Below are 17,789 nucleotides of genomic sequence, written 5' to 3'. Positions count from 1 at the left end.
TCCGAAAACCCGCGTCAACGGCCCTTGAACTCGGGCTGCCGCTTCTCGAACACCGCCTGCAACGCCTCGGTCAGATCCTCCGACGGGAGGAAGGCCGCGTTCCACGCCGACACGTAGCGCAGCGAATCGGCGATCCGCCCCGCGCGCGGCTGCTCGAGCACGTCCTTGATGCCCCGCACCACCAGCGGCGGATTGAGCGCGATCTCCCGGGCCAGCGCGTCGGCCGCCGCGAGCACCGCCTCCTGATCCGGGAAGACGTCGTTGACCAGGCCGATCTTCTCCGCCCGCGCGGCGTCGATGTCCTTGCCGGTGTAGGCGAGTTCGCGCAGGTGACCCTCGCCGATGATGCCGGGCAGCCGTTGCAGCGAACCCACATCGGCCACGATCGCGACCTTCGCCTCGCGCAGGCTGAACGTGGCCTCGGCGCTGGCGAGCCGGATATCGGCGGCCGCGATCAGATCCAGGCCGCCGCCCACACACCAGCCGGAGACCGCCGCGACGACCGGCTTGCGGCAGTCGGCCACCGCGGTGACCGCCGCCTGCATGCGCCGGATGTCGTCGAGGAACGCCGTGCGCGGCGCGGCCAGCGCCCGGTCCCCCAGCAGCGGCGCGAACGACGGGCTCATCGCCGGGAGGTCCAGTCCGTAGGAGAAATGCCTGCCCGATCCGGTCAGCACGATCGCGCGCACCTCGGCGTCGGCGTCGAGTTCGCCGAAGATCAGCGGCAGCTCGCGCCAGAAATCCGGGCCCATGGCATTGCCCTTGCCCGGGCCGGTCAGGGTCACCCGGGCGACGTGGCCGTCGCGTGCGACGGTGAAGGCCTTCCATTCGGTCATCCGCCCAGCGTAGCGACCTCGCCCGACGCTTCGGCAGGGCGTGTAAAACCTGCGTCAAATAACCGGTGTCGCGGTGCTTTCCGGCCGATCGCGGACGGACCATATGAGTCCTATCTCTTCGCGTGACGGCTCCGGAGGCCCTCATGTCGCTCTACCAAGGTCTCGGCCTGGACGCGTTCAACGAACTCCCCCGCGCCCGCGCGGTGCACACGCTCTACGCGTGTTGCTGCGCGGTCACCTGGGCGGAGAAGGTCGCCGACGGACGCCCCTACCCCACCCGGGAGACGCTGTACACCGCCGTCGAGGTGGAACTGCGGGCGCTGTCCCCGGCGGACCGCGATCGGATGTTCGATTCGCTTGCGCGCGAGCCCGTTTCGAACCGGTCGGTGGCGGAACTGGCGCGCATCACGCGAATTCGGCTCGATCGGGTGCTCGGCCCGGTCGAAGGCTATCCCGAATACTGATTTTCGGCGGGCAGGGCCCTCGCCCGGCCTCTAGGCTGGGTGCCATGCGCAGGTCGTTGCCCCCGGTCGCGTCCCGGGTCTCGGACACGCTCATCGCGCGCGGGCACCACGGCGTGATCGTCACCCAGTCCGAACCCACCCACACCGCCGAGCAGGCCGCGCAGGCGCTCGGGGTGGACGTGGGCGCGATCACCAAATCGCTGGTGTTCCTGCTCGACGACGAGCCGGTGTTGCTGCTGGTCTCCGGCGCCCATCAGGTCGATGTGGCGCGCACCGGCGAGCGGCTCGACGGCACCCTCACCCGGGCGCCCGCGGCCCTGGTCCGGGAGGTGACCGGGCAGCCGATCGGCGGCGTCGCACCGGTCGGGCATCCGGCGAATCTCCCCACCTACGTCGACAACGCGCTGGCGCGCCATCGTGAGCTGTGGGCCGCGGCCGGGCATCCGAACACCGTGTTCCGCACCTCGTTTCCCGAGCTCGTCCGCATCACCGCGGGCTTGGCGATCGATGTGGACTGATCGAAGAAGTAGGTTGGAAGCGTGAGCGATCGACTACGCGTGCCGGAGGATCTGAGCGGCATCACGTCGGCGCAGTATCGAGCGGCGATGCGGCACTATCCGGCCGGGGTGACGATCGTCACGATCGGCGCGGCTACCGGCCCGGTCGGCTTCACCTCCAGCTCCTTCGCGTCGCTGTCGCTGCAACCGCCGCTCATCTCGTTCAATATCGCGCACACCTCCTCCAGCCTCGCCGCCATGCTCGCGGCCGATTCGGTGGTCGTGCACTTCCTCGGCGAACATCAGCACGCGCTGGCGCGGCGGTTCTCGCGCGCGGCGGAGGAACGCTTCGCCGACACCTCGCTGTGGTCGACCCTCGAGACCGGCGAGCCGGTGCTGCACGACACCCCGATCTGGGTTCGGGCCACCGTGCAGCAAACCATCCCGATCGGCGATCACACGCTCGTCGTCGGGTTGGTGACCCGGGTGTACGACAACACCGCCGACAATCCGGTCGGCGCGCCGCTGGTGTACTACCAGGGCGCTTACCACCGGCCCGCCGAGCTGGAGTGACTCAGGCCGCCGAGGCCACCGTCCCGATGCCCAGGGCGGCCAGCACCCCGGCGCTGAGCCGTTCGAGCCGATCGCGCACCCGCTCCCGGCGCAACAGGCCCGCGAGCCGGGCGGCGGCCAGCGCCAGCGACACCATTTCGACTGCGGCGACGGCGGATTCGATCGCGCCGAGGGTCAGCGTGTGCAGGAAGGTCGGCGTGGCGAGGAACTGCGGCAGCACCGCCAGGTAGAACAGTCCGACCTTCGGATTCAGCAGCGTCGACAGCAAGCCCGCGGCGAACGCCGACCGCGCCGTCACCGACCGCGGCGCCTCGGCCGTGGTCGCGGTGTTCGCCCGCCGCCGCGCGAGCAGCGTGCGAATCCCCAAGTACACCAGGTAGATTCCGCCGATCACCTTCACCACCCGATAGGTCGTCGCCGACTGCTCGAGCAGCGCCGCCACGCCCGCCGCGACCACGATCGCCCAGCCGATGCCGCCCAGCGCGGAACCGATGCCGGACGCGATCGCCGGTCGTCGTCCCGCCAACGCGTAGCGCAGCACCAGGAACGTATCCGGTCCCGGCGTCACCGACAGCAGCACACACAGCCCGAGGAATCCGAGCAGCACCGACACACTCATCGGTCCATTCTTGACAGCCCGGCCCTCGATCTGCCAGCCTTTTCCACCAAGGTCATGAGTGCCAGCGCGAAGCCCCGGCTTGCTGGCCGGCAACCCTCCTCCGCGGTGGGGTGCTCCGGGTGACGACCGGGCCGTAGCCCGACCGGGCGCGGCAAGCGCGGACTCCGATCACCGATCCCCCCGGAGTCCCTGAGCCGAAGGGATTTTCTTCGATGACCGCCGTACTCGAACAGGCCCGCACCGCCCTCGCCCGCGTCTCCGGATGTGATCTGCGAGTTCCGTTGGTGCAGGGCGGAACTCGCGCATACGCCAATTTCGACTACGCCGCCAGCGCCCCCGCCCTCGAGCGGGTCACCGACCGGATCGCCGAACTGCTGCCCTACTACGCCAGCGTGCACCGCGGCGCGGGGTACGCCTCCCGGATCTCCACCGACTGCTACGAGGCCGCCCGCGGTTCGGTGTCGCGCTTCCTGAACAGCGCCGACGATCAGGTCGTCGTGTTCACCCGCAACACCACCGACGCGCTGAACCTGCTGGCCGCGTGCGTGCCCGGCGACACCGTCGTGCTCGACATCGAGCACCACGCCAACCTCCTGCCCTGGACCCGCCGCGGCCGCCGCGTGGTGCCCGCCGCCGACACCGTGGAGGAGACCATCCGCCGCGTCGTCGCCGAGCTGTGCGCCAAACCCGCGGCGCTGCTGGCGGTCACGGGCGCGTCGAACGTCACCGGCGAGGTGCTGCCGCTGGATCGGCTGGCCGCCGTCGCGCATCAGTGCGGCGCGCGGCTGCTCGTCGACGCCGCGCAGCTGGCCCCGCATCGGCGAATCGACCTGTGCGCCACCGGCATCGATTACCTGGCGTTCTCGGGCCACAAGCTGTACGCGCCGTTCGGCGCGGGCGTGCTGGTGGGCCGCCGCGACTGGCTCGACGCCGCCCCGCCGTATCTGGCCGGGGGCGGCGCGGTCACCGAGGTGGGCGTCGACGAGGTCGGCTGGGCCCCTGCGCCGCAACGGCACGAGGCGGGTTCGCCGAACGTGCTCGGCGTCGCCGCCCTCGCCGCCGCCTGCGACGCGCTCGCCGCGCTCGACGAGCGGGCGGTGCTCGAGCACGAACGCGCCCTCACCGAGCGCCTGCGGGCGGGCCTGAAAGCCGTTGCGGGCGTTCGGTTCCTGCGCATCTGGCCGGACAGCCCCGACAGCGTGGGCATCGTCGCGTTCACCGTCGACGGCTTCGAACCGGGCCGGGTCGCGGCGTACCTGTCGGCCGAACACGCGATCGGCGTGCGCGACGGGCGCTTCTGCGCGCATCCGCTGCTGGCCCGCCTCGGAGTCGACGGGGCGCTGCGCGCGAGCATCGGCCTGGGCACCGGCGCCGCCGAGGTGGACCGGCTCGTCGAGGCGATCGCCGCCCTGGTCGAGCGGGGTCCGGCCTGGAACTACGCGCGCACCGCGGGGCAGTGGAATCCGGTGCCGGAGACCCGGCCCGGGCTGGGCGGTGTGGCGGGCGCGGCGCCCTGCTCGTTCTAGGGGACCAGATAGCGTTCGGCGAGGCGCTCGACCAGGGGATCGTCGTCGGCCACCGCGTCCAGCGCCTCGAGATCGCTCTCCACCGACACCTGTCGCGTATCGTCCTGCTCCGGGTCGGGGCGGCCGTCCTCGTTCAACTGCCGCAGGATCTTCTCGCGCACGCGCGCCTTCAACGAATCACTCATATCGAAAGCATGCCCGCCCGGGCGGCACTCACACCGGGGCCAGCCAGCCGCCCCACGGCGTATTGCGCACCACCGAGAACACCGTGAGCGCGGTCAGCACCACGATCAGGCCGGTGCGATTCAGCGTGAACGACACCGCGCTTCCGGGTTGCCCGCGCCAGCGACGCAGCACCCAGCCGCCCCACCACGCCGCGAACGCGACGAGCAGCGGCAGCACCACGATATTGCTGTGCACCGCGTCGAGCACCCGGCCCTCGGTGAGATTGTGCATCGCCCGCAGGCCGCCGCAGCCGGGACACCACCAGCCGGTCAGCGCGTAGAACGGGCAGATGCCGTAGGAACCGGATACGTGCGGATCGCGGAAGTGCAGCACCGCCGCCGCCCCGGCCGCCACCCCGGCGACGAGCAGCGGCTGCCCGAGGGCTCGCCACCCCGGCCGGATCTCGCCCCGTCCGCCGGGCAACACGTGCGCGGTGTCCACAATCGTCCACGGTAGCGCGTCCAAACCTCAACGGCTCGCGCTGTGTTGGGAGACCGGGGCGGTGAGCGCGCCCGCGAGCATGTCCACCACCTCGGCCCACGCCGCGGTGTCCCCCGGATCGACGCGGCCCGCCTCGATCGCCCGCTCGTGATCGGCCAGCAGCGCGAACAACACGGTCGGCAGCGTCCGCAACCGCCGAATCCGAAGGCGCGCGGGCAGATTCGGCAGGGCGCGCTCGAGACCGCGCATGATGATCCGTACCGAGGCGCGGTTCTCGTCGTCGAGATTGGCCGCGTCGGTCACCGACGGATGCGCGCGGATGCGCTCGAGGAAGCGCGCGTAGTGGTCGATGCCGTGCCGCGCGCTCAGCTCGAACATCGGCACGACCAGCGCCCACAGCAGGTCGTGGACGTCGTCGGCCGTGCGTTCGGCCAGCAGCTCCAACCGCCGCACCTCCAGCGTCGCCATCCGGTGCTCGACCACGGCCGCGACGAGGTCGTCGCGGGATCCGAAGTGGTACTGGATGGCCGAGTTGTTCCGCTGCCCCGCGGCCGTGGCGATATCGCGCAGCGGGACCGCCGCGCCGCGTTCGGCGATCAGCCGTTCCGCCGCGAGAATGAGCCGCTCCCGGGCCGTAGTCGGTTCCACATCCGGAAGAATAGCCCGCCACCTGGGTGTTGAACTCGACTCCTTGACAGTTAAGCACTTGTTCTTAACACTGCTTGTGACTCTCATCACGCGCTCAGCAGTTCCAAGGAGGACCCGTCGCGATGATTCTCGACACCTTCCGGCTCGACGGCCGCGTCGCCGTCGTCACCGGCGCGGGCCGCGGCATCGGCGCCGCGACCGCCCTCGCCCTGGCCGAGGCCGGGGCCGACGTCGCCATCGCCGCCCGCACCGCCGCCCAGCTCGACGAGGTGGCCGACAAGATCCGGGCACTCGGCCGCCGCGCCCTCACCGTGCCCTGCGATCTGTCGGATCTGTCGGCGGTGACCGCCTTCGCCGACACCGCCGCGGCCGAATTCGGCCGTCTCGACATCGTCGTCAACAATGTCGGCGGCACCATGCCGAACACCTTCCTCACCACCACACCGGAATTCCTGGAGGAGGCGTTCCGCTTCAACGTCTCCACCGCACACGCCCTCACCCGGGCCGCGGTCCCGCACATGCTGCGCGGCGACGGCGGCAGCGTGGTCAACATCTCCTCGATGATGGGCCGCTCCCCCGGCCGCGGCTTCCTGGCCTACGGCACCGCCAAGGCCGCCCTCGCGCACTGGACCCGTTTGGCCGCAACGGATCTCGCGCCCCGCGTCCGGGTCAACGCCATCGCGGTGGGTTCGGTGCTGACCTCCGCCCTCGAGGTGGTCGCCCAGAATCCGGAGGTGAAGTCGACGATGGAGGCGGCCACCCCCCTGCACCGCCTCGGCGAACCGTGGGAGATCGCCGCGGGCATCGTCTATTTGTGTTCGGCCGCGGGCGGTTACGTCACCGGCAAGGTGCTCGAGATCGACGGCGGCATCGAGAGCCCGAATCTCGAACTGGGCATTCCGGATCTGTGAGGAGCCGACGATGACCTATCGCGTAGTGCAGTGGAGCACGGGCAATGTGGGGCGGTGGGCGTTGCGGTCCATTCTGGCCCGGCCGGAACTGGAATTGGTGGGCGTCTGGGTCTCCAGCGACGCCAAGGCCGGTAAGGACGCCGCCGAACTGGCCGGACTGGACCGGCCGACCGGCGTGCTGGCCACGACGGACGCCCGATCCCTGATCGACCTGCGCCCCGACTGCATCCTGCACACGGCCATGGCCGACGACCGGTTGATGGAGGCCGTGGAGGATCTGAAGACCTTCCTCCGGGCGGGCATCAATGTCGTCTCCAGCAGCCCGGTGTTCCTCCAATACCCGTACGGCACACTGCCTTCCGAGGCCATCGAGCCGATCGCCGCAGCCGCTCGGGAGGGCGGCGCGTCGTTGTGGGTCAACGGCATCGACCCCGGTTGGGCCAACGACTGGCTCCCCTTGCTGCTGACCAGCGGCTGCGAACGCATCGACCGGGTCGTCTGCTCGGAGATCATGGACTACTCGACCTACGACAATCCCAAGGTCCTGTTCGACATCATGGGCTTCGGCAGCGCGCTGGACGAGCTGCCGATGCTCCTGCAACCCGGCGTGCTGACATTGGCCTGGGGCAGCGTCATCCGCCAACTCGCCGCGGCGCTGGATGTCGAATTGGACGATGTCACACAGCGATTCGAACGCCTCCCCGCCACGCAGACCCTCCGCGTCGCCGACCGCGAGGTCGCGGCGGGCACCGCGGCCGCCCTCCGCTTCCGGCTCAGCGGCCTGCGCGCCGGACGCGAGGTGCTGGCCCTGGAACACGTCACCCGATTGCACCCCGACTTGGCCCCCGACTGGCCGCAACCCGCCGGAAAGGGTTGCTATCGAGTCGAAATCGAGGGAGAGCCCGACTATCAGCTGGATCTCCAGCTGTACAGCGGGGGTGATCACGCCAAGGCCGGGGTGGTGGGGACGGCCGCTCGGTTGGTGAGCGCCGTCCCCGCGGTGGTCGAGGCCGCGCCCGGACTGCTCACGGCGCTGGACCTGCCGTTGACCACGGGACGGGGGCTGGTGTCCTGATCGCCCCGTCGCCGGATGACGGCGGTGTTACGGATCGGTGCGGGCCGCGCGCGTGCGATGTTAACGGCGCGCGGAAAAGCCCAGCACGGTGATTACGCGGCAGCGGCTCGTTTCTCTGAAATTCCCCGAATTCACACCGTCGCGAGCGCGAAAACGCTTGCGAGACAGCTAATTCGGGGAATTTCGGCGTTATTCGGCCCGGTGAGGTCCGGGAAATGTCCTCTTACTCCGGATGTGACCAATCCGAAATACCCCGGGCGTCAACTTGATTCATCGAATCTCGTCGACAATCCCAGGAGCCGAGCATGTCCGCACCCACCGAGACCACCGACGACCTCGACAAGGCGATCGAGGAGAACATCGCGCGGTCGCTGGCCGAGATCCCGCACCCGGCGCTGCCCAAGGGCACCAACATCTACGGCGGCACCAAGATCTTCCCCGACTATCGCGCCGAGGCCGGGGAAACGTATTTCACGCTCGTCCACGGCATCGCGCACGAATCCTCGGTCAGTTTCGTGGCCGTTCTGCAGGCGACCCGGGCGCTGCGCAAGGGTTTCGAATCGGCGATCTATTTCTACGGTCCCGGCGCGATCAACTGTGTCGCCAACCGCGGTTTCCCCACCACCGGCGACAGCGGCTTTCCCGGCGAGCAGAACATCAACGACGCGCTGACCACGTTCATCCAGGAGGGCGGCCGGGTGTTCGCCTGCCGGTTCGGCCTGGCGCTGCACGGCGCGCGCGAGGAGGACCTCATCGCGGGCGTCATCCCGGCGCATCCGCTGGACGTGCAGGACGCGCTGATCCACTACGCCCGCAAGGGCGCGATCATCAACTCCACCTATCAGGTGTAGGCGGCCGCCATGACCGAGGTGTCCACCCGAGTCGAGCTGGCGCTGCTCGGCATTCGCGTCGACGTGCCGGTGCGGCGGCGCGCCGGAGCCGGTCCCAGCGACGACGGGCATGTGCTGTTCGAGGGCGCGGGCGCCGCCGTTCCGCTCCGCTCCGACAGTCCCTACAGCCTGCGCGGCGATCGCCTGCTGCGCGAGGGCACGGACCTCGGCGTCACGGTGGAACCGGTCCGCCGCCCCCGCTTCTACGACCTGCGCACCGCCGACGGCATCGCCTACGAGCGGATCGCCCGGCTGCACGGCGCGGACGTGCTCGCGACCACCGTCGTGCAGACCTGTGTCCGCTACGACGAGGACCAGCGCTGCCGATTCTGCGCCATCGAGGCGTCGCTGACCGCGGGCGCGACGGTCGCGGTGAAACGGCCCGACCAGATCGCCGAGGTCGCGGCGGCGGCCGTCCGGCTCGACGGGGTGCGGCAGCTGGTGCTCACGACCGGCACCAGCGCCGGAAAGGACCGGGGCGCACGGCATTTGGCGCGCTGTGTCCGCGCGGTACGGCAGGCGGTGCCGGAACTGCCCATCCAGGTGCAGTGCGAACCGCCCGGGGATCTGGCGACACTGGCGGAGCTGCGCGCGGCGGGCGCCGACGCGATCGGCATCCACGTCGAATCCCTCGACGATCGGGTGCGGGCCCGCTGGATGCCGGGCAAGTCCACGGTCCCGCTCACCGAGTACCGGGCCGCCTGGGCGGAGGCCGTGCGGATCTTCGGCCGCAATCAGGTCTCCACGTATCTCCTGGTCGGCCTCGGTGAGGATCCCGACGAACTGGTCAGCGGCGCAACGGAATTGATCGCGATGGGCGTGTACCCGTTCGTGGTGCCGTTCCGGCCGCTGGCGGGCACCCTCGCCACCGACGTCGACGGCGCCACGGCTCCGTCCCCGGCGCTGCTCGAGGACGTGACCCGCCGGGTCGCCGCGCAGCTGCGCCGCGCGGGGATGACCGGCGATCAACAGAAGGCGGGTTGTGCGGCCTGCGGGGCGTGCAGCGTGCTGCGGACCGCGGGCGGTTGACATGCCGGACGTCGAGACATTCTCCGCCACACCGCGTTTGGACCAATGCGTGCTGTCCGGGCGGCCGCGCCCCGCCGCCGGGGACGGCTTCCTCATCCGCCCCGCCGACACCCGCCACCTCGCCGCCTACCGGACGCTGCGCCGGGCGAACTTCGTCCTGGACCAGGGCCTGTTCCAGGGCAGCGACCTCGACGACACCGACGACGATCCGCGCACGATCGTGCTGGTCGCGCTCGCCCCGGACGCGGCCGTGCTCGGCGGCGTGCGCCTGGCCCCCGCGCTCGACCCCGATCTGGGCTGGTGGACCGGCAGCCGACTCGTCGTCGATCCCGGTCGCCGCACCCGCGGGGTCGGGCAGGCGCTGGTGCGCGCGGCCTGCGCGTACGCGGAGAACAACAATGTGCTGCGGTTCGAGGCCACGGTCCAGCGCCGCCACGCCGCCCTGTTCCTGCGACTGGGCTGGATTCCCTTGGGCGACACCGTGATCGGGGGCGTCGCGCATGTCCGCGTGCGCTGGCCGATCGACCGCGTCGAGCGCCTGACGCGCGCCACCAAGGCCATGCTCGGCCCGCTGCTCGACGACCTCGGCCGCCAGCCGATGGGCCTGGGCGGCAAAGGTTTCCGCGGCGACGACGGCGCACCCGTACCGGGCAGCGATCTGGTCGCGGCCTGCGACGCCATCCTCGCCTCGATGGTCGAACGCGATCCGGAATGGGCGGGCTGGTGCGCGGCGCTGGTCAATCTCAACGATCTCGCGGCGATGGGGGCCGAACCGGTCGGCCTGCTCGACGCGGTCGCGGCACCGACCCGATCCCTGCTCACCCGCGTCCTGCGGGGCCTGGCCCGCGCGAGCGACACCTGGGGCGTGCCGGTCCTGGGCGGGCACACCCAGATCGGACCGGCCGCGCTGGCGGTGACCGCGCTCGGCCGCACCGCCCGGCCCGTACCGGGCGGCGGCGGCAAGGTGGGCGACGAACTGCGCCTCACCGCCGATCTGGGCGGCCGCTGGCGCGCCGGATACGCGGGGCGGCAATGGGATTCGTCGTCCCACCGCACCGGCGGCGAACTGCGCGCGCTCGGCCGGTTCGTGGCCGAGACCGCCCCGGCGGCCGCCAAGGACGTCAGCATGGCGGGTCTCGCCGGTACCGCCGGGATGCTCGCCGAGGCGTCGGGGGTCGGCGCGGAACTCGACGTGGCGCGCATTCCGCGCCCGGGGAATACCGCGGTGGCGGACTGGATCACCTGTTTCCCCGGCTTCGCCATGCTCACCGCCGACCGGCCCGGCGCGGCCGTCGCCGATCCCGCACCGGCCACCTCCGCCGTCTGCGGCGTCCTCACCGCCACGCCCGGCGTGCGCCTGCGCTGGCCGGACGGCATCACCACCACCGCGGTGCCCGGCACCGTCACCGGATTGGGACTCTCATGACCGAACTGACCATCTCCGTCGCCGCCGCCGAATTCGGCCGCGACCTGGACGCCTGCTACCGCACCATCGCCGCGCTGATCGAGACCGCCCGGGAACGCGGCAGCCGCCTGCTGGTCCTGCCCGAGGCATGCCTGGGCGGATATCTGCCCAGCCTCGGCGGCGACACCGAGAGCGAGGAGGACCGGCTGCGGCGGCTGCGCAGCCTCCCGCCCGCCCTCACGCTCGACGGACCCGAACTCCGCCGGATCGCCGCGCTCGCCGGGGATCTCGTGGTCACCCTCGGTTTCTGCGAGGCCGACGGGGACCGCCGCTACAACGCCGCGGTCACGCTGACCGGCGACGGCATCCTCGGCTCCTACCGCAAGGTGCATCAACCGCTCGGCGAAAACCTCTGCTACGCGGCCGGTTCGGAGTACCGCGCGTTCGACACGCCGGTCGGCCGGATGGGTATGCAGATCTGCTACGACAAGGCGTTCCCCGAGGCCGCGCGGGCGCTGGCCCTGGACGGGGCGGAACTCGTGGCGTCGCTGTCGGCGTGGCCGACCGCCCGCACCGCCACCGCCGAACGGCTCGAGGACGACCGCTGGACCCAGCGTTTCGACATCTTCGACCGTGCCCGCGCGGTGGAGAACCAGGTGGTGTGGATCGCGTCCAATCAGGCGGGGACGTTCGGTTCGCTGCGCTTCGTGTGCAGCGCCAAGATCGTCGGCCCCGGCGGCGAGGTGCTCGCCACCACGGGCACCGCACCGGGCCTGGCCACCGCGACCGTCGACGTCGAGCGCGCGCTCGGCCTGGCCCGCGGCGGCGGCATGTACAACCTGCGCGATCGTCGCCCCGAGGTCTACGCCAGCGTCGTCGCCCGGCACGGCGTGGTGGGGCGGCCGGCGCTGCCCGAGGAACTGGCGGCGATCCATGGCTGAGCACGGCGAACATCACGAGGTCGTCGTGATCGGCGGCGGGCAGGCCGGATTGTCGATCAGCTGGCATCTGACCGCGCGCGGCATCGACCACGTCGTTCTCGAACGCGACACCATCGCCCACGAATGGCACGACACCCGGTGGGACAACTTCACTCTCGTCACCCCGAACTGGCAGTGCGTGCTGCCCGGGTACGCCTACGACGGCCCCGACCCGGACGGCTTCATGAGCCGCGACGAGGTCTACGCCTGGGTGCGCGGCTACGCCGACACCTTCGATCCCCCCGTCCGCGAACACGTCGCCGTCACCGCCGTGACCGTGGCCGCACACGGGTTCGATATCGAAACCACTTCGGGGCCAATGCATTCCGATCAGGTGGTGGTCGCCGTCGGCGGCTATCACCGTCCGACCATCCCGCGCTTCGCCGAGCGGCTGCCGCGCTCGATCCGGCAACTGCACTCGGCCGAATACCGCAGTGCCGCAAGCCTTCCCGAGGGTGAGGTGCTGGTGGTCGGCACGGGACAGTCGGGCGCGCAGATCGCGGAGGATCTGCATCTGGCCGGGCGCCGGGTGCATCTCGCGGTCGGCAGCGCCCCGCGCGTGGCCCGCCGGTACCGGGGGCGGGACTGCGTGGCGTGGCTGCACGAGATGGGCCACTACGACGTCCCCATCGAGGATCAGCCCGGTGGCCTGGGCAAACGCGAGAACACCAACCACTACGTCACCGGCCGCGGCGGCGGGCGCGATATCGACCTGCGCCGGTTCGCGCTCGAGGGGATGACGCTCTACGGCCGCCTGGTCGAGATCACCGGCAGCACAGCGCGTTTCGAGCCGTCGCTGGCGAAAAATCTGGACGCCGCCGACGCCGTGGCCGAGAGCATCAAGGACGGCATCGACGACTACATCGCCCGCGCGGGCATCGACGCGCCCACCGAACCGCGCTATCGGCCGGTGTGGCGGCCCGAACGGGAGATCACCGAAATCGACCTGGCCGCACGCGGTATCACGGCGGTGGTGTGGTCGGTGGGCTTCCGCACCGACTACCGCTGGCTGCGGGTCGGCGTCTTCGACGGCGAAGGTCACCCGTGCCACAACCGCGGCGTCACCACCACGCCCGGCCTGTACTTCCTGGGGCTGCCGTGGCTGCACACCTGGGGTTCGGGCCGGTTCGCCGCGATCGCCCGCGACGCGGAACACCTCGCCGACCGGATCGCCCGCACCGCGGCCACGACGGTCGCGGCCTGAGATGCCCGTCACCCGGATCGCCGCCGTCGCCGCCCATTTCGGCAGCGATATCGCCCGCGCGCTGGACAAGATCACCGGCATCGTCGACCGGCTCGCCGCCGACGGCGTCGATCTGCTGGTCCTGCCCGACGCCACCGTGGGCGGCTACATCGGCGACCTGCGCGATCCCGATCCGGCCGCCGGACCCGAGCCGATCGATCCCGACGGACCCGAGATCCGGTTGCTGTGCCGGTTGGCGGGCGCGATGACGATCTGCGTCGGCTACGCCGAGCGCCGCGGCGACACCCGCTACAACGCCGCGGTCTGCCTCACCGGCGACGGCGTGCTGGGCCGCCATCGCAAGGTGCACCAGCCCGCCGGGGAGCATCTCGCCTACGCGGCCGGAAACAGCTTCGCCGCCTTCGACACTCCGGTGGGCCGCCTCGGCATGCTCATCGACTACGACAAGACCTTCCCCGAATCCGCCCGCGCCCTCGCCCTCGACGGCGCCCGCACCATCGCGGCCCTGTCCGCCTGGCCCGCCAGCGTCACCGACCGCGCGTCCCGCCTGCCCAACGACCGCCAGTCGCGCCTGTTCGACCTCTACGACCAGGCCCGCGCGGCCGAGAACCAGGTGGTGCTGGCCTCCTCCAACCAAACCGGCATCACCGGTTCGCTGCGCTTCCTCGGACAGGCGAAGGTGGTCGGCCCCGGCGGCGACATCCTGGCCAAGACCTGGTCCAAGGGCGGCCTGGCAGTCGCCGACATCGATATCGACGCGGAGGTCACGCGTGCCCGGCGGGTGCTGCGGCATCTGGAGGAGCGGCGGGTCGACGCCTACCACAATCTGCTGAGGTCCTGATGCGGGTCGCGCTGCTCACGTACTCGACCAAACCCCGTGGCGGCGTGGTGCATACGCTGAACCTGGCCGAGGCGCTGGCCGAACTCGGGGTCCGGGTCACGGTGTGGACCCTCGGCCGCGGCGGCGACGCGGCTTTCTTCCGCCCCGTCGACCCCGCGGTGGAGGTCCGTGTGGTGCCATTCGAGAGCATCGACGGCGAACCGGTCGGACCGCGAATCATGCGCTCCATCACCGTATTACGCGCGGCCTTCACCCCCCGGTCCTACGACATCGTCCACGCCCAGGACTGCATCACCGCGAACGCCGTGGACCACTGCATCCGCACCATCCACCACCTGGACTCCTTCACCACCCCCGAACTGATCCGCTGCCACGACCGCGCGATCACCCGCCCCCACGCCCACATCTGCGTCTCGGCCGCCGTCGCCGCCGAGGTCCGCACAGGCTGGAACCTCCACCCCACGGTCATCCCCAACGGCGTCGAATACACCCGCTTCGCCTCCGCGACAACCGATTCCGCCCCCACCGTAGCCGCCTGGCAACACCGCCTCGGCCCCTACATCCTCGCCCTGGGCGGCATCGAACCCCGCAAAGGCAGCCTGGACCTCCTGGAGGCGTTCTCCCTCCTCCACCACACCCACCCCCACCTCCGCCTGGTCTTCGCAGGCGGCGAAACCCTCTTCGACTACCGCACCTACCGCACCACCTTCGAAACCCGCGCCACAACCCTCGACATCCACCCCACCATCCTCGGCACAGTCCCCCACGAAACCCTCCCCGCCCTGGTCTCCGGCGCCACCCTCGTCCCCTTCTTCTCCACCAAGGAGGGCTTCGGCCTAGCCGCCATGGAAGCCCTCGCAGCCGGAGTCCCGGTCGTAGCCCGCGACTTGCCGGTGCTCCGAGAGGTCTTCGGCGACACGATCACCTACGCCACCGACCCGGCTGAAATGGCCGCGGCAATGGCTCGAGCCCTGATCCCCGACCCGTCCCGGACCGCCCAAGGCAAAGCCCTTGCAGCACAATATGATTGGCACACAGCAGCCGAAGCCCATTTGTCGTTCTACCGAATAAGCTTCCGTCCTGGGTAACCCTCCATGTGCCTCGAGGCTCAGAGGCTGGTACCCGGCCGACCGCATCTCCCGCGCGGCCGCACCAACGGCGGCAATACCGAAAACCTGCTGGTAGAAAGCGAATTGGGCGAGAGCGCCGGGGGGAATCGGACCCCCCAACCTTTCAATACGAGGTATCGTGTCGAACATGCGGGGTCCCCAGTGGAGTTGGCGGTCATGGCTGGCGGTATGCGTCGTGATGGCCTTGGCGTTGACCAGCCTCGTCATCTACGTGATCCGGTTCGACACCATCGACCACGTTTCGATCTACTTCGCACAGGGCGCTGTAGGGGCCGGTATCTTGTTCGGCTTGCTGGGTTGGCTTCCCGGTGGCCGGAACAGCCGGAACAAGCGGTAAGGCAAGCGTCCGCGGCTGCCGGTCCACGGCTTGCGACCACTATGTGATCGTCGTCACTTCAAGGAACGGACCTTCTCATCGCGCCGTCCAAGCAAGTGATCCGCAGTTAGCGGACTTCATCAAATGAGCTGTCGCACAACGTATTACGCGGCTCACGTAGGGGAATGATCTCATGAAGTTCTATCGCACGATCCTGATCCTCGGCGCGGTTTCCGCGATCGCCACCGGCCTTGCCGCCAACGCGGGCGCGCAGGAGCCCGCGCCGAGCAATACATCCATCAACCAAACCGAACTTCAGTTCATCGGCAGGTGGTCGGGGCCTCAGGGATATATCGAAACCCATTGGTATGGATTCCATTACCACATGGAGCCGAGTCTGGCGAACAAGGTCATCGGCGGAGTCTGGACCGCTGATGGGGCGGCAGCCGTGGCACAAGCGATGGGCGCCCCGACCGCAATGGTGGTCGGACTGCTCACCGTTGGGGCCGGCGCGCTGCAAATGTGCCAGCACGACGGCGGTGTGTTGGACGTCTACAGCACTCCGACCGGGGCACCTTAGACGGATTCAACTGATCGTCGCAACACCCCTGATCATAGAGGGTGTTGACAGTGGGAGCTGTTCAGCGGTGGAAGGATGTTCGGCAGTATCGGGGACAGATTCCGTCGCCGGGCCGGCCGACGGTGGCCTGGCGTGAGGATCGGGCCCGGTTCTGGGCCGCGATCGCGCGTGGAGTGATGACCGAGGACGCCGCGGCCGAGGCAGGGGTGTCCTCACCGGTCGGGTTCCGCTGGTTCCGGCATGCTGGCGGAGTGAATCCTCGTTTGCCCCAGTCGGTTTCGGGTCGGTATCTGTCATCGGTCGAACGCGAGGACATCGCGCTGTGGCGCGCCCAGGGCGCGGGAGTTCGCGAGATCGCTCGCCGGCTCTGCCGGAATCCGTCGACGATCTCGCGGGAGTTGCGCCGCAACGCCTCCACCCGCACCTACCGGCTGGATTACAAGGCCTCGACGGCGCAGTGGCATGCCGAACGGCGCGCCCGGCGCCCCAAGACCGCCAAACTGGTCGGCAACGACCGGCTGCGAGAATACGTGCAGGACAAGCTGTCCGGGGTCGTGCGCGATGCTGACGGGCGCGTAGTGGCTGGTCCTGCCGGTCCGGAGTGGAAGGGCCGCAACAAGCCGCACCGTGGTGATCGGGGGTGGGTGACCGCGTGGAGCCCGGAGCAAATCTCCAATCGGCTGAAGCTCGAATTTCCCGACGACGAGTCCATGCGCATCAGTCACGAGGCGATCTACCAGGCATTATATGTCGAATCCCGGGGCGGGCTCGAACGCGAGCTCGTCGGCTGCCTGCGCCGGGGCCGGGCGCTGCGGGTCCCGCGCGCACGCACCAAACAGAGGGCCTGGGCGCATGTCACCGTCCAGACGTTGATCAAGAACCGGCCCGGCGAGGTCGACGACCGGCTGGTTGTCGGGCATTGGGAAGGTGATCTTGTGATCGGGCTGCAGCGTTCGGCGATCGGCACCCTGGTCGAGCGCACCACGCGATTCACGATGCTGATCCACCTGCCCCGTGAGGACGGCTACGGGGTCATCGCCCGCACCAAGAACGGCCCCGCTCTGGCCGGCTACGGCGCGGTGACCATGACCGATGCTCTCACCAAGACGATGCGCCCGTTGCCGCCTCAGCTGCGCCGATCACTGACCTGGGACCGGGGCAAGGAACTGTCCGACCACGCCCGGTTCACCGCCCGCACGGGCATGCGGATCTTCTTCGCCGACCCGAAGAGCCCCTGGCAACGCGGCACCAACGAGAACACCAATGGTCTTCTGCGCCAATACTTTCCGAAGGGTACAGACCTGTCCCGCTGGTCTGCGCGCGAGATCGCGGCCATAGCACACACCCTCAACACCCGACCCCGTAAGACCCTCGGCTGGAAGACGCCCGCCGAAGCCTTCAACGAACAGCTACGATCGCTCCGACAATCCGGTGTTGCGACGACCGATTGAATCCGCCTTATGTGTGCAACCCATTGTCCTGACGAGTCGCAATTCTCGAACACGGTCAAGTCCAAACGGGTGGTGTAACGGGGTGATTGCCGCGTGATCCTGTTCGGTCAGGCGGTCAGTGCTGGGGTGGTTTCCTCCTGGTCGGTGG

The 17,789-nt window shown here is 69.9% G+C and carries 20 protein-coding genes and 1 riboswitch; of the genes, 15 read left to right on the top strand and 5 right to left on the bottom strand.

The features are described from left to right. Positions 1 to 14: 14 nt before the first annotated feature. Positions 15 to 836 (bottom strand): crotonase/enoyl-CoA hydratase family protein, encoded by an 822-nt coding sequence (locus ACFYTQ_RS29415; RefSeq protein WP_387368118.1) that lies wholly within the window; start codon positions 834 to 836, stop codon positions 15 to 17. 122 nt (positions 837 to 958) lie between these two features. On the opposite strand from ACFYTQ_RS29415, the gene ACFYTQ_RS29410 reads away from it, so the two are divergent. The 3 genes from ACFYTQ_RS29410 to ACFYTQ_RS29400 all read left to right on the top strand — a co-directional run bounded on the left by ACFYTQ_RS29410 (position 959) and on the right by ACFYTQ_RS29400 (position 2,370). Beyond that, positions 959 to 1,300 carry a 2-oxo-4-hydroxy-4-carboxy-5-ureidoimidazoline decarboxylase gene (locus tag ACFYTQ_RS29410; RefSeq protein ID WP_387368115.1) on the top strand — a complete coding sequence of 114 codons (342 nt, stop codon included), beginning with the start codon at positions 959 to 961 and terminating at the stop codon, positions 1,298 to 1,300. Positions 1,301 to 1,344: 44 nt separating this feature from the next. Next, positions 1,345 to 1,818 carry a YbaK/EbsC family protein gene (locus ACFYTQ_RS29405; protein WP_387368112.1) on the top strand — a complete coding sequence of 158 codons (474 nt, stop codon included), beginning with the start codon at positions 1,345 to 1,347 and terminating at the stop codon, positions 1,816 to 1,818. Positions 1,819 to 1,905: 87 nt separating this feature from the next. After that, positions 1,906 to 2,370, top strand: coding sequence for a flavin reductase family protein (locus tag ACFYTQ_RS29400; protein ID WP_387368440.1), 465 nt, complete (start codon positions 1,906 to 1,908; stop codon positions 2,368 to 2,370). A 1-nt stretch (position 2,371) separates the two neighbouring features. Here the strand turns inward: ACFYTQ_RS29400 and ACFYTQ_RS29395 are convergent, their stop codons facing one another. Then, positions 2,372 to 2,989, bottom strand: a complete 618-nt coding sequence (locus ACFYTQ_RS29395) for a LysE family translocator (RefSeq protein WP_387368109.1) — start codon at positions 2,987 to 2,989, stop codon at positions 2,372 to 2,374. Between the two features lie 50 nt (positions 2,990 to 3,039). Then, positions 3,040 to 3,153, top strand: a riboswitch (SAM riboswitch). A gap of 48 nt (positions 3,154 to 3,201) precedes the next feature. On the opposite strand from ACFYTQ_RS29395, the gene ACFYTQ_RS29390 reads away from it, so the two are divergent. Next, a complete protein-coding gene (locus ACFYTQ_RS29390) occupies positions 3,202 to 4,515 on the top strand; it encodes an aminotransferase class V-fold PLP-dependent enzyme (protein WP_387368106.1) in 1,314 nt (437 codons plus the stop codon). Here ACFYTQ_RS29390 and ACFYTQ_RS29385 read toward each other — a convergent pair. Genes ACFYTQ_RS29385 through ACFYTQ_RS29375 form a run of 3 tightly spaced genes read right to left on the bottom strand, consistent with a single transcriptional unit; the run spans position 4,512 to position 5,829 of the window. After that, positions 4,512 to 4,700 carry a hypothetical protein gene (locus ACFYTQ_RS29385; protein WP_387368104.1) on the bottom strand — a complete coding sequence of 63 codons (189 nt, stop codon included), beginning with the start codon at positions 4,698 to 4,700 and terminating at the stop codon, positions 4,512 to 4,514. The genes ACFYTQ_RS29390 and ACFYTQ_RS29385 overlap by 4 nt on opposite strands. Positions 4,701 to 4,728: 28 nt before the next feature. Continuing rightward, positions 4,729 to 5,181, bottom strand: a complete 453-nt coding sequence (locus tag ACFYTQ_RS29380; protein ID WP_387368101.1) for a DUF2752 domain-containing protein — start codon at positions 5,179 to 5,181, stop codon at positions 4,729 to 4,731. Positions 5,182 to 5,208: 27 nt separating this feature from the next. Next, entirely contained in the window at positions 5,209 to 5,829 is a 621-nt protein-coding gene (locus ACFYTQ_RS29375) for a TetR family transcriptional regulator (RefSeq protein WP_387368098.1), read from the bottom strand. A gap of 122 nt (positions 5,830 to 5,951) precedes the next feature. On the opposite strand from ACFYTQ_RS29375, the gene ACFYTQ_RS29370 reads away from it, so the two are divergent. From ACFYTQ_RS29370 to ACFYTQ_RS29320, 11 genes are all read left to right on the top strand, one after another. Further along, a complete protein-coding gene (locus ACFYTQ_RS29370; protein WP_387368095.1) occupies positions 5,952 to 6,740 on the top strand; it encodes an SDR family oxidoreductase in 789 nt (262 codons plus the stop codon). A 10-nt stretch (positions 6,741 to 6,750) separates the two neighbouring features. Then, positions 6,751 to 7,815: a diacylglycerol kinase gene (locus ACFYTQ_RS29365; RefSeq protein ID WP_387368092.1), complete on the top strand. Its 1,065-nt coding sequence runs from the start codon at positions 6,751 to 6,753 to the stop codon at positions 7,813 to 7,815. A 305-nt stretch (positions 7,816 to 8,120) separates the two neighbouring features. Then, on the top strand, positions 8,121 to 8,666 hold the full coding sequence (locus tag ACFYTQ_RS29360) for an MSMEG_0572/Sll0783 family nitrogen starvation response protein (RefSeq protein ID WP_387368090.1): 546 nt from the start codon (positions 8,121 to 8,123) through the stop codon (positions 8,664 to 8,666). Positions 8,667 to 8,675: 9 nt separating this feature from the next. Then, the gene (locus tag ACFYTQ_RS29355) at positions 8,676 to 9,734 is read left to right on the top strand and encodes an MSMEG_0568 family radical SAM protein (RefSeq protein ID WP_387368087.1); all 1,059 of its coding nucleotides are present in this window, start codon (positions 8,676 to 8,678) and stop codon (positions 9,732 to 9,734) included. A 1-nt stretch (position 9,735) separates the two neighbouring features. Further along, positions 9,736 to 11,160 carry an MSMEG_0567/sll0787 family protein gene (locus tag ACFYTQ_RS29350; protein ID WP_387368084.1) on the top strand — a complete coding sequence of 475 codons (1,425 nt, stop codon included), beginning with the start codon at positions 9,736 to 9,738 and terminating at the stop codon, positions 11,158 to 11,160. Beyond that, positions 11,157 to 12,080, top strand: coding sequence for a carbon-nitrogen hydrolase family protein (locus ACFYTQ_RS29345; protein ID WP_387368081.1), 924 nt, complete (start codon positions 11,157 to 11,159; stop codon positions 12,078 to 12,080). Before ACFYTQ_RS29350 ends, ACFYTQ_RS29345 begins: the two co-directional genes overlap by 4 nt. After that, complete coding sequence (locus ACFYTQ_RS29340) at positions 12,073 to 13,323, top strand: MSMEG_0569 family flavin-dependent oxidoreductase (protein ID WP_387368078.1); 1,251 nt, start codon at positions 12,073 to 12,075, stop codon at positions 13,321 to 13,323. Before ACFYTQ_RS29345 ends, ACFYTQ_RS29340 begins: the two co-directional genes overlap by 8 nt. A 1-nt stretch (position 13,324) precedes the next feature. Next, entirely contained in the window at positions 13,325 to 14,164 is an 840-nt protein-coding gene (locus tag ACFYTQ_RS29335; protein ID WP_387368075.1) for a carbon-nitrogen hydrolase family protein, read from the top strand. Then, a complete protein-coding gene (locus tag ACFYTQ_RS29330) occupies positions 14,164 to 15,252 on the top strand; it encodes an MSMEG_0565 family glycosyltransferase (RefSeq protein ID WP_387368072.1) in 1,089 nt (362 codons plus the stop codon). Before ACFYTQ_RS29335 ends, ACFYTQ_RS29330 begins: the two co-directional genes overlap by 1 nt. Positions 15,253 to 15,803: 551 nt before the next feature. Next, positions 15,804 to 16,190 (top strand): hypothetical protein, encoded by a 387-nt coding sequence (locus tag ACFYTQ_RS29325; protein WP_387368069.1) that lies wholly within the window; start codon positions 15,804 to 15,806, stop codon positions 16,188 to 16,190. A 176-nt stretch (positions 16,191 to 16,366) separates the two neighbouring features. Next, positions 16,367 to 17,641, top strand: a complete 1,275-nt coding sequence (locus tag ACFYTQ_RS29320) for an IS30 family transposase (protein ID WP_387368066.1) — start codon at positions 16,367 to 16,369, stop codon at positions 17,639 to 17,641. The last annotated feature ends 148 nt before the right edge of the window (positions 17,642 to 17,789 follow it).

This window comes from Nocardia sp. NPDC004068 (assembly GCF_042874315.1).
GTDB lineage: Bacteria > Actinomycetota > Actinomycetes > Mycobacteriales > Mycobacteriaceae > Nocardia.
The sequence above is the reverse complement of the archived record's forward strand: the minus strand, read 5'-3'. Positions and strand labels throughout refer to the sequence as shown.

Coding starts and splice junctions, on each gene's coding strand:
- ACFYTQ_RS29415 (WP_387368118.1), bottom strand. CDS start 836: ATGACCGAATGGAAGGCCTTCACCGTCGCACGCGACGGCCACGTCGCC.
- ACFYTQ_RS29405 (WP_387368112.1), top strand. CDS start 1,345: ATGCGCAGGTCGTTGCCCCCGGTCGCGTCCCGGGTCTCGGACACGCTC.
- ACFYTQ_RS29400 (WP_387368440.1), top strand. CDS start 1,906: ATGCGGCACTATCCGGCCGGGGTGACGATCGTCACGATCGGCGCGGCT.
- ACFYTQ_RS29395 (WP_387368109.1), bottom strand. CDS start 2,989: ATGAGTGTGTCGGTGCTGCTCGGATTCCTCGGGCTGTGTGTGCTGCTG.
- ACFYTQ_RS29390 (WP_387368106.1), top strand. CDS start 3,202: ATGACCGCCGTACTCGAACAGGCCCGCACCGCCCTCGCCCGCGTCTCC.
- ACFYTQ_RS29385 (WP_387368104.1), bottom strand. CDS start 4,700: ATGAGTGATTCGTTGAAGGCGCGCGTGCGCGAGAAGATCCTGCGGCAG.
- ACFYTQ_RS29370 (WP_387368095.1), top strand. CDS start 5,952: ATGATTCTCGACACCTTCCGGCTCGACGGCCGCGTCGCCGTCGTCACC.
- ACFYTQ_RS29365 (WP_387368092.1), top strand. CDS start 6,751: ATGACCTATCGCGTAGTGCAGTGGAGCACGGGCAATGTGGGGCGGTGG.
- ACFYTQ_RS29360 (WP_387368090.1), top strand. CDS start 8,121: ATGTCCGCACCCACCGAGACCACCGACGACCTCGACAAGGCGATCGAG.
- ACFYTQ_RS29355 (WP_387368087.1), top strand. CDS start 8,676: ATGACCGAGGTGTCCACCCGAGTCGAGCTGGCGCTGCTCGGCATTCGC.
- ACFYTQ_RS29350 (WP_387368084.1), top strand. CDS start 9,736: ATGCCGGACGTCGAGACATTCTCCGCCACACCGCGTTTGGACCAATGC.
- ACFYTQ_RS29345 (WP_387368081.1), top strand. CDS start 11,157: ATGACCGAACTGACCATCTCCGTCGCCGCCGCCGAATTCGGCCGCGAC.
- ACFYTQ_RS29340 (WP_387368078.1), top strand. CDS start 12,073: ATGGCTGAGCACGGCGAACATCACGAGGTCGTCGTGATCGGCGGCGGG.
- ACFYTQ_RS29335 (WP_387368075.1), top strand. CDS start 13,325: ATGCCCGTCACCCGGATCGCCGCCGTCGCCGCCCATTTCGGCAGCGAT.
- ACFYTQ_RS29330 (WP_387368072.1), top strand. CDS start 14,164: ATGCGGGTCGCGCTGCTCACGTACTCGACCAAACCCCGTGGCGGCGTG.
- ACFYTQ_RS29325 (WP_387368069.1), top strand. CDS start 15,804: ATGAAGTTCTATCGCACGATCCTGATCCTCGGCGCGGTTTCCGCGATC.
- ACFYTQ_RS29320 (WP_387368066.1), top strand. CDS start 16,367: ATGACCGAGGACGCCGCGGCCGAGGCAGGGGTGTCCTCACCGGTCGGG.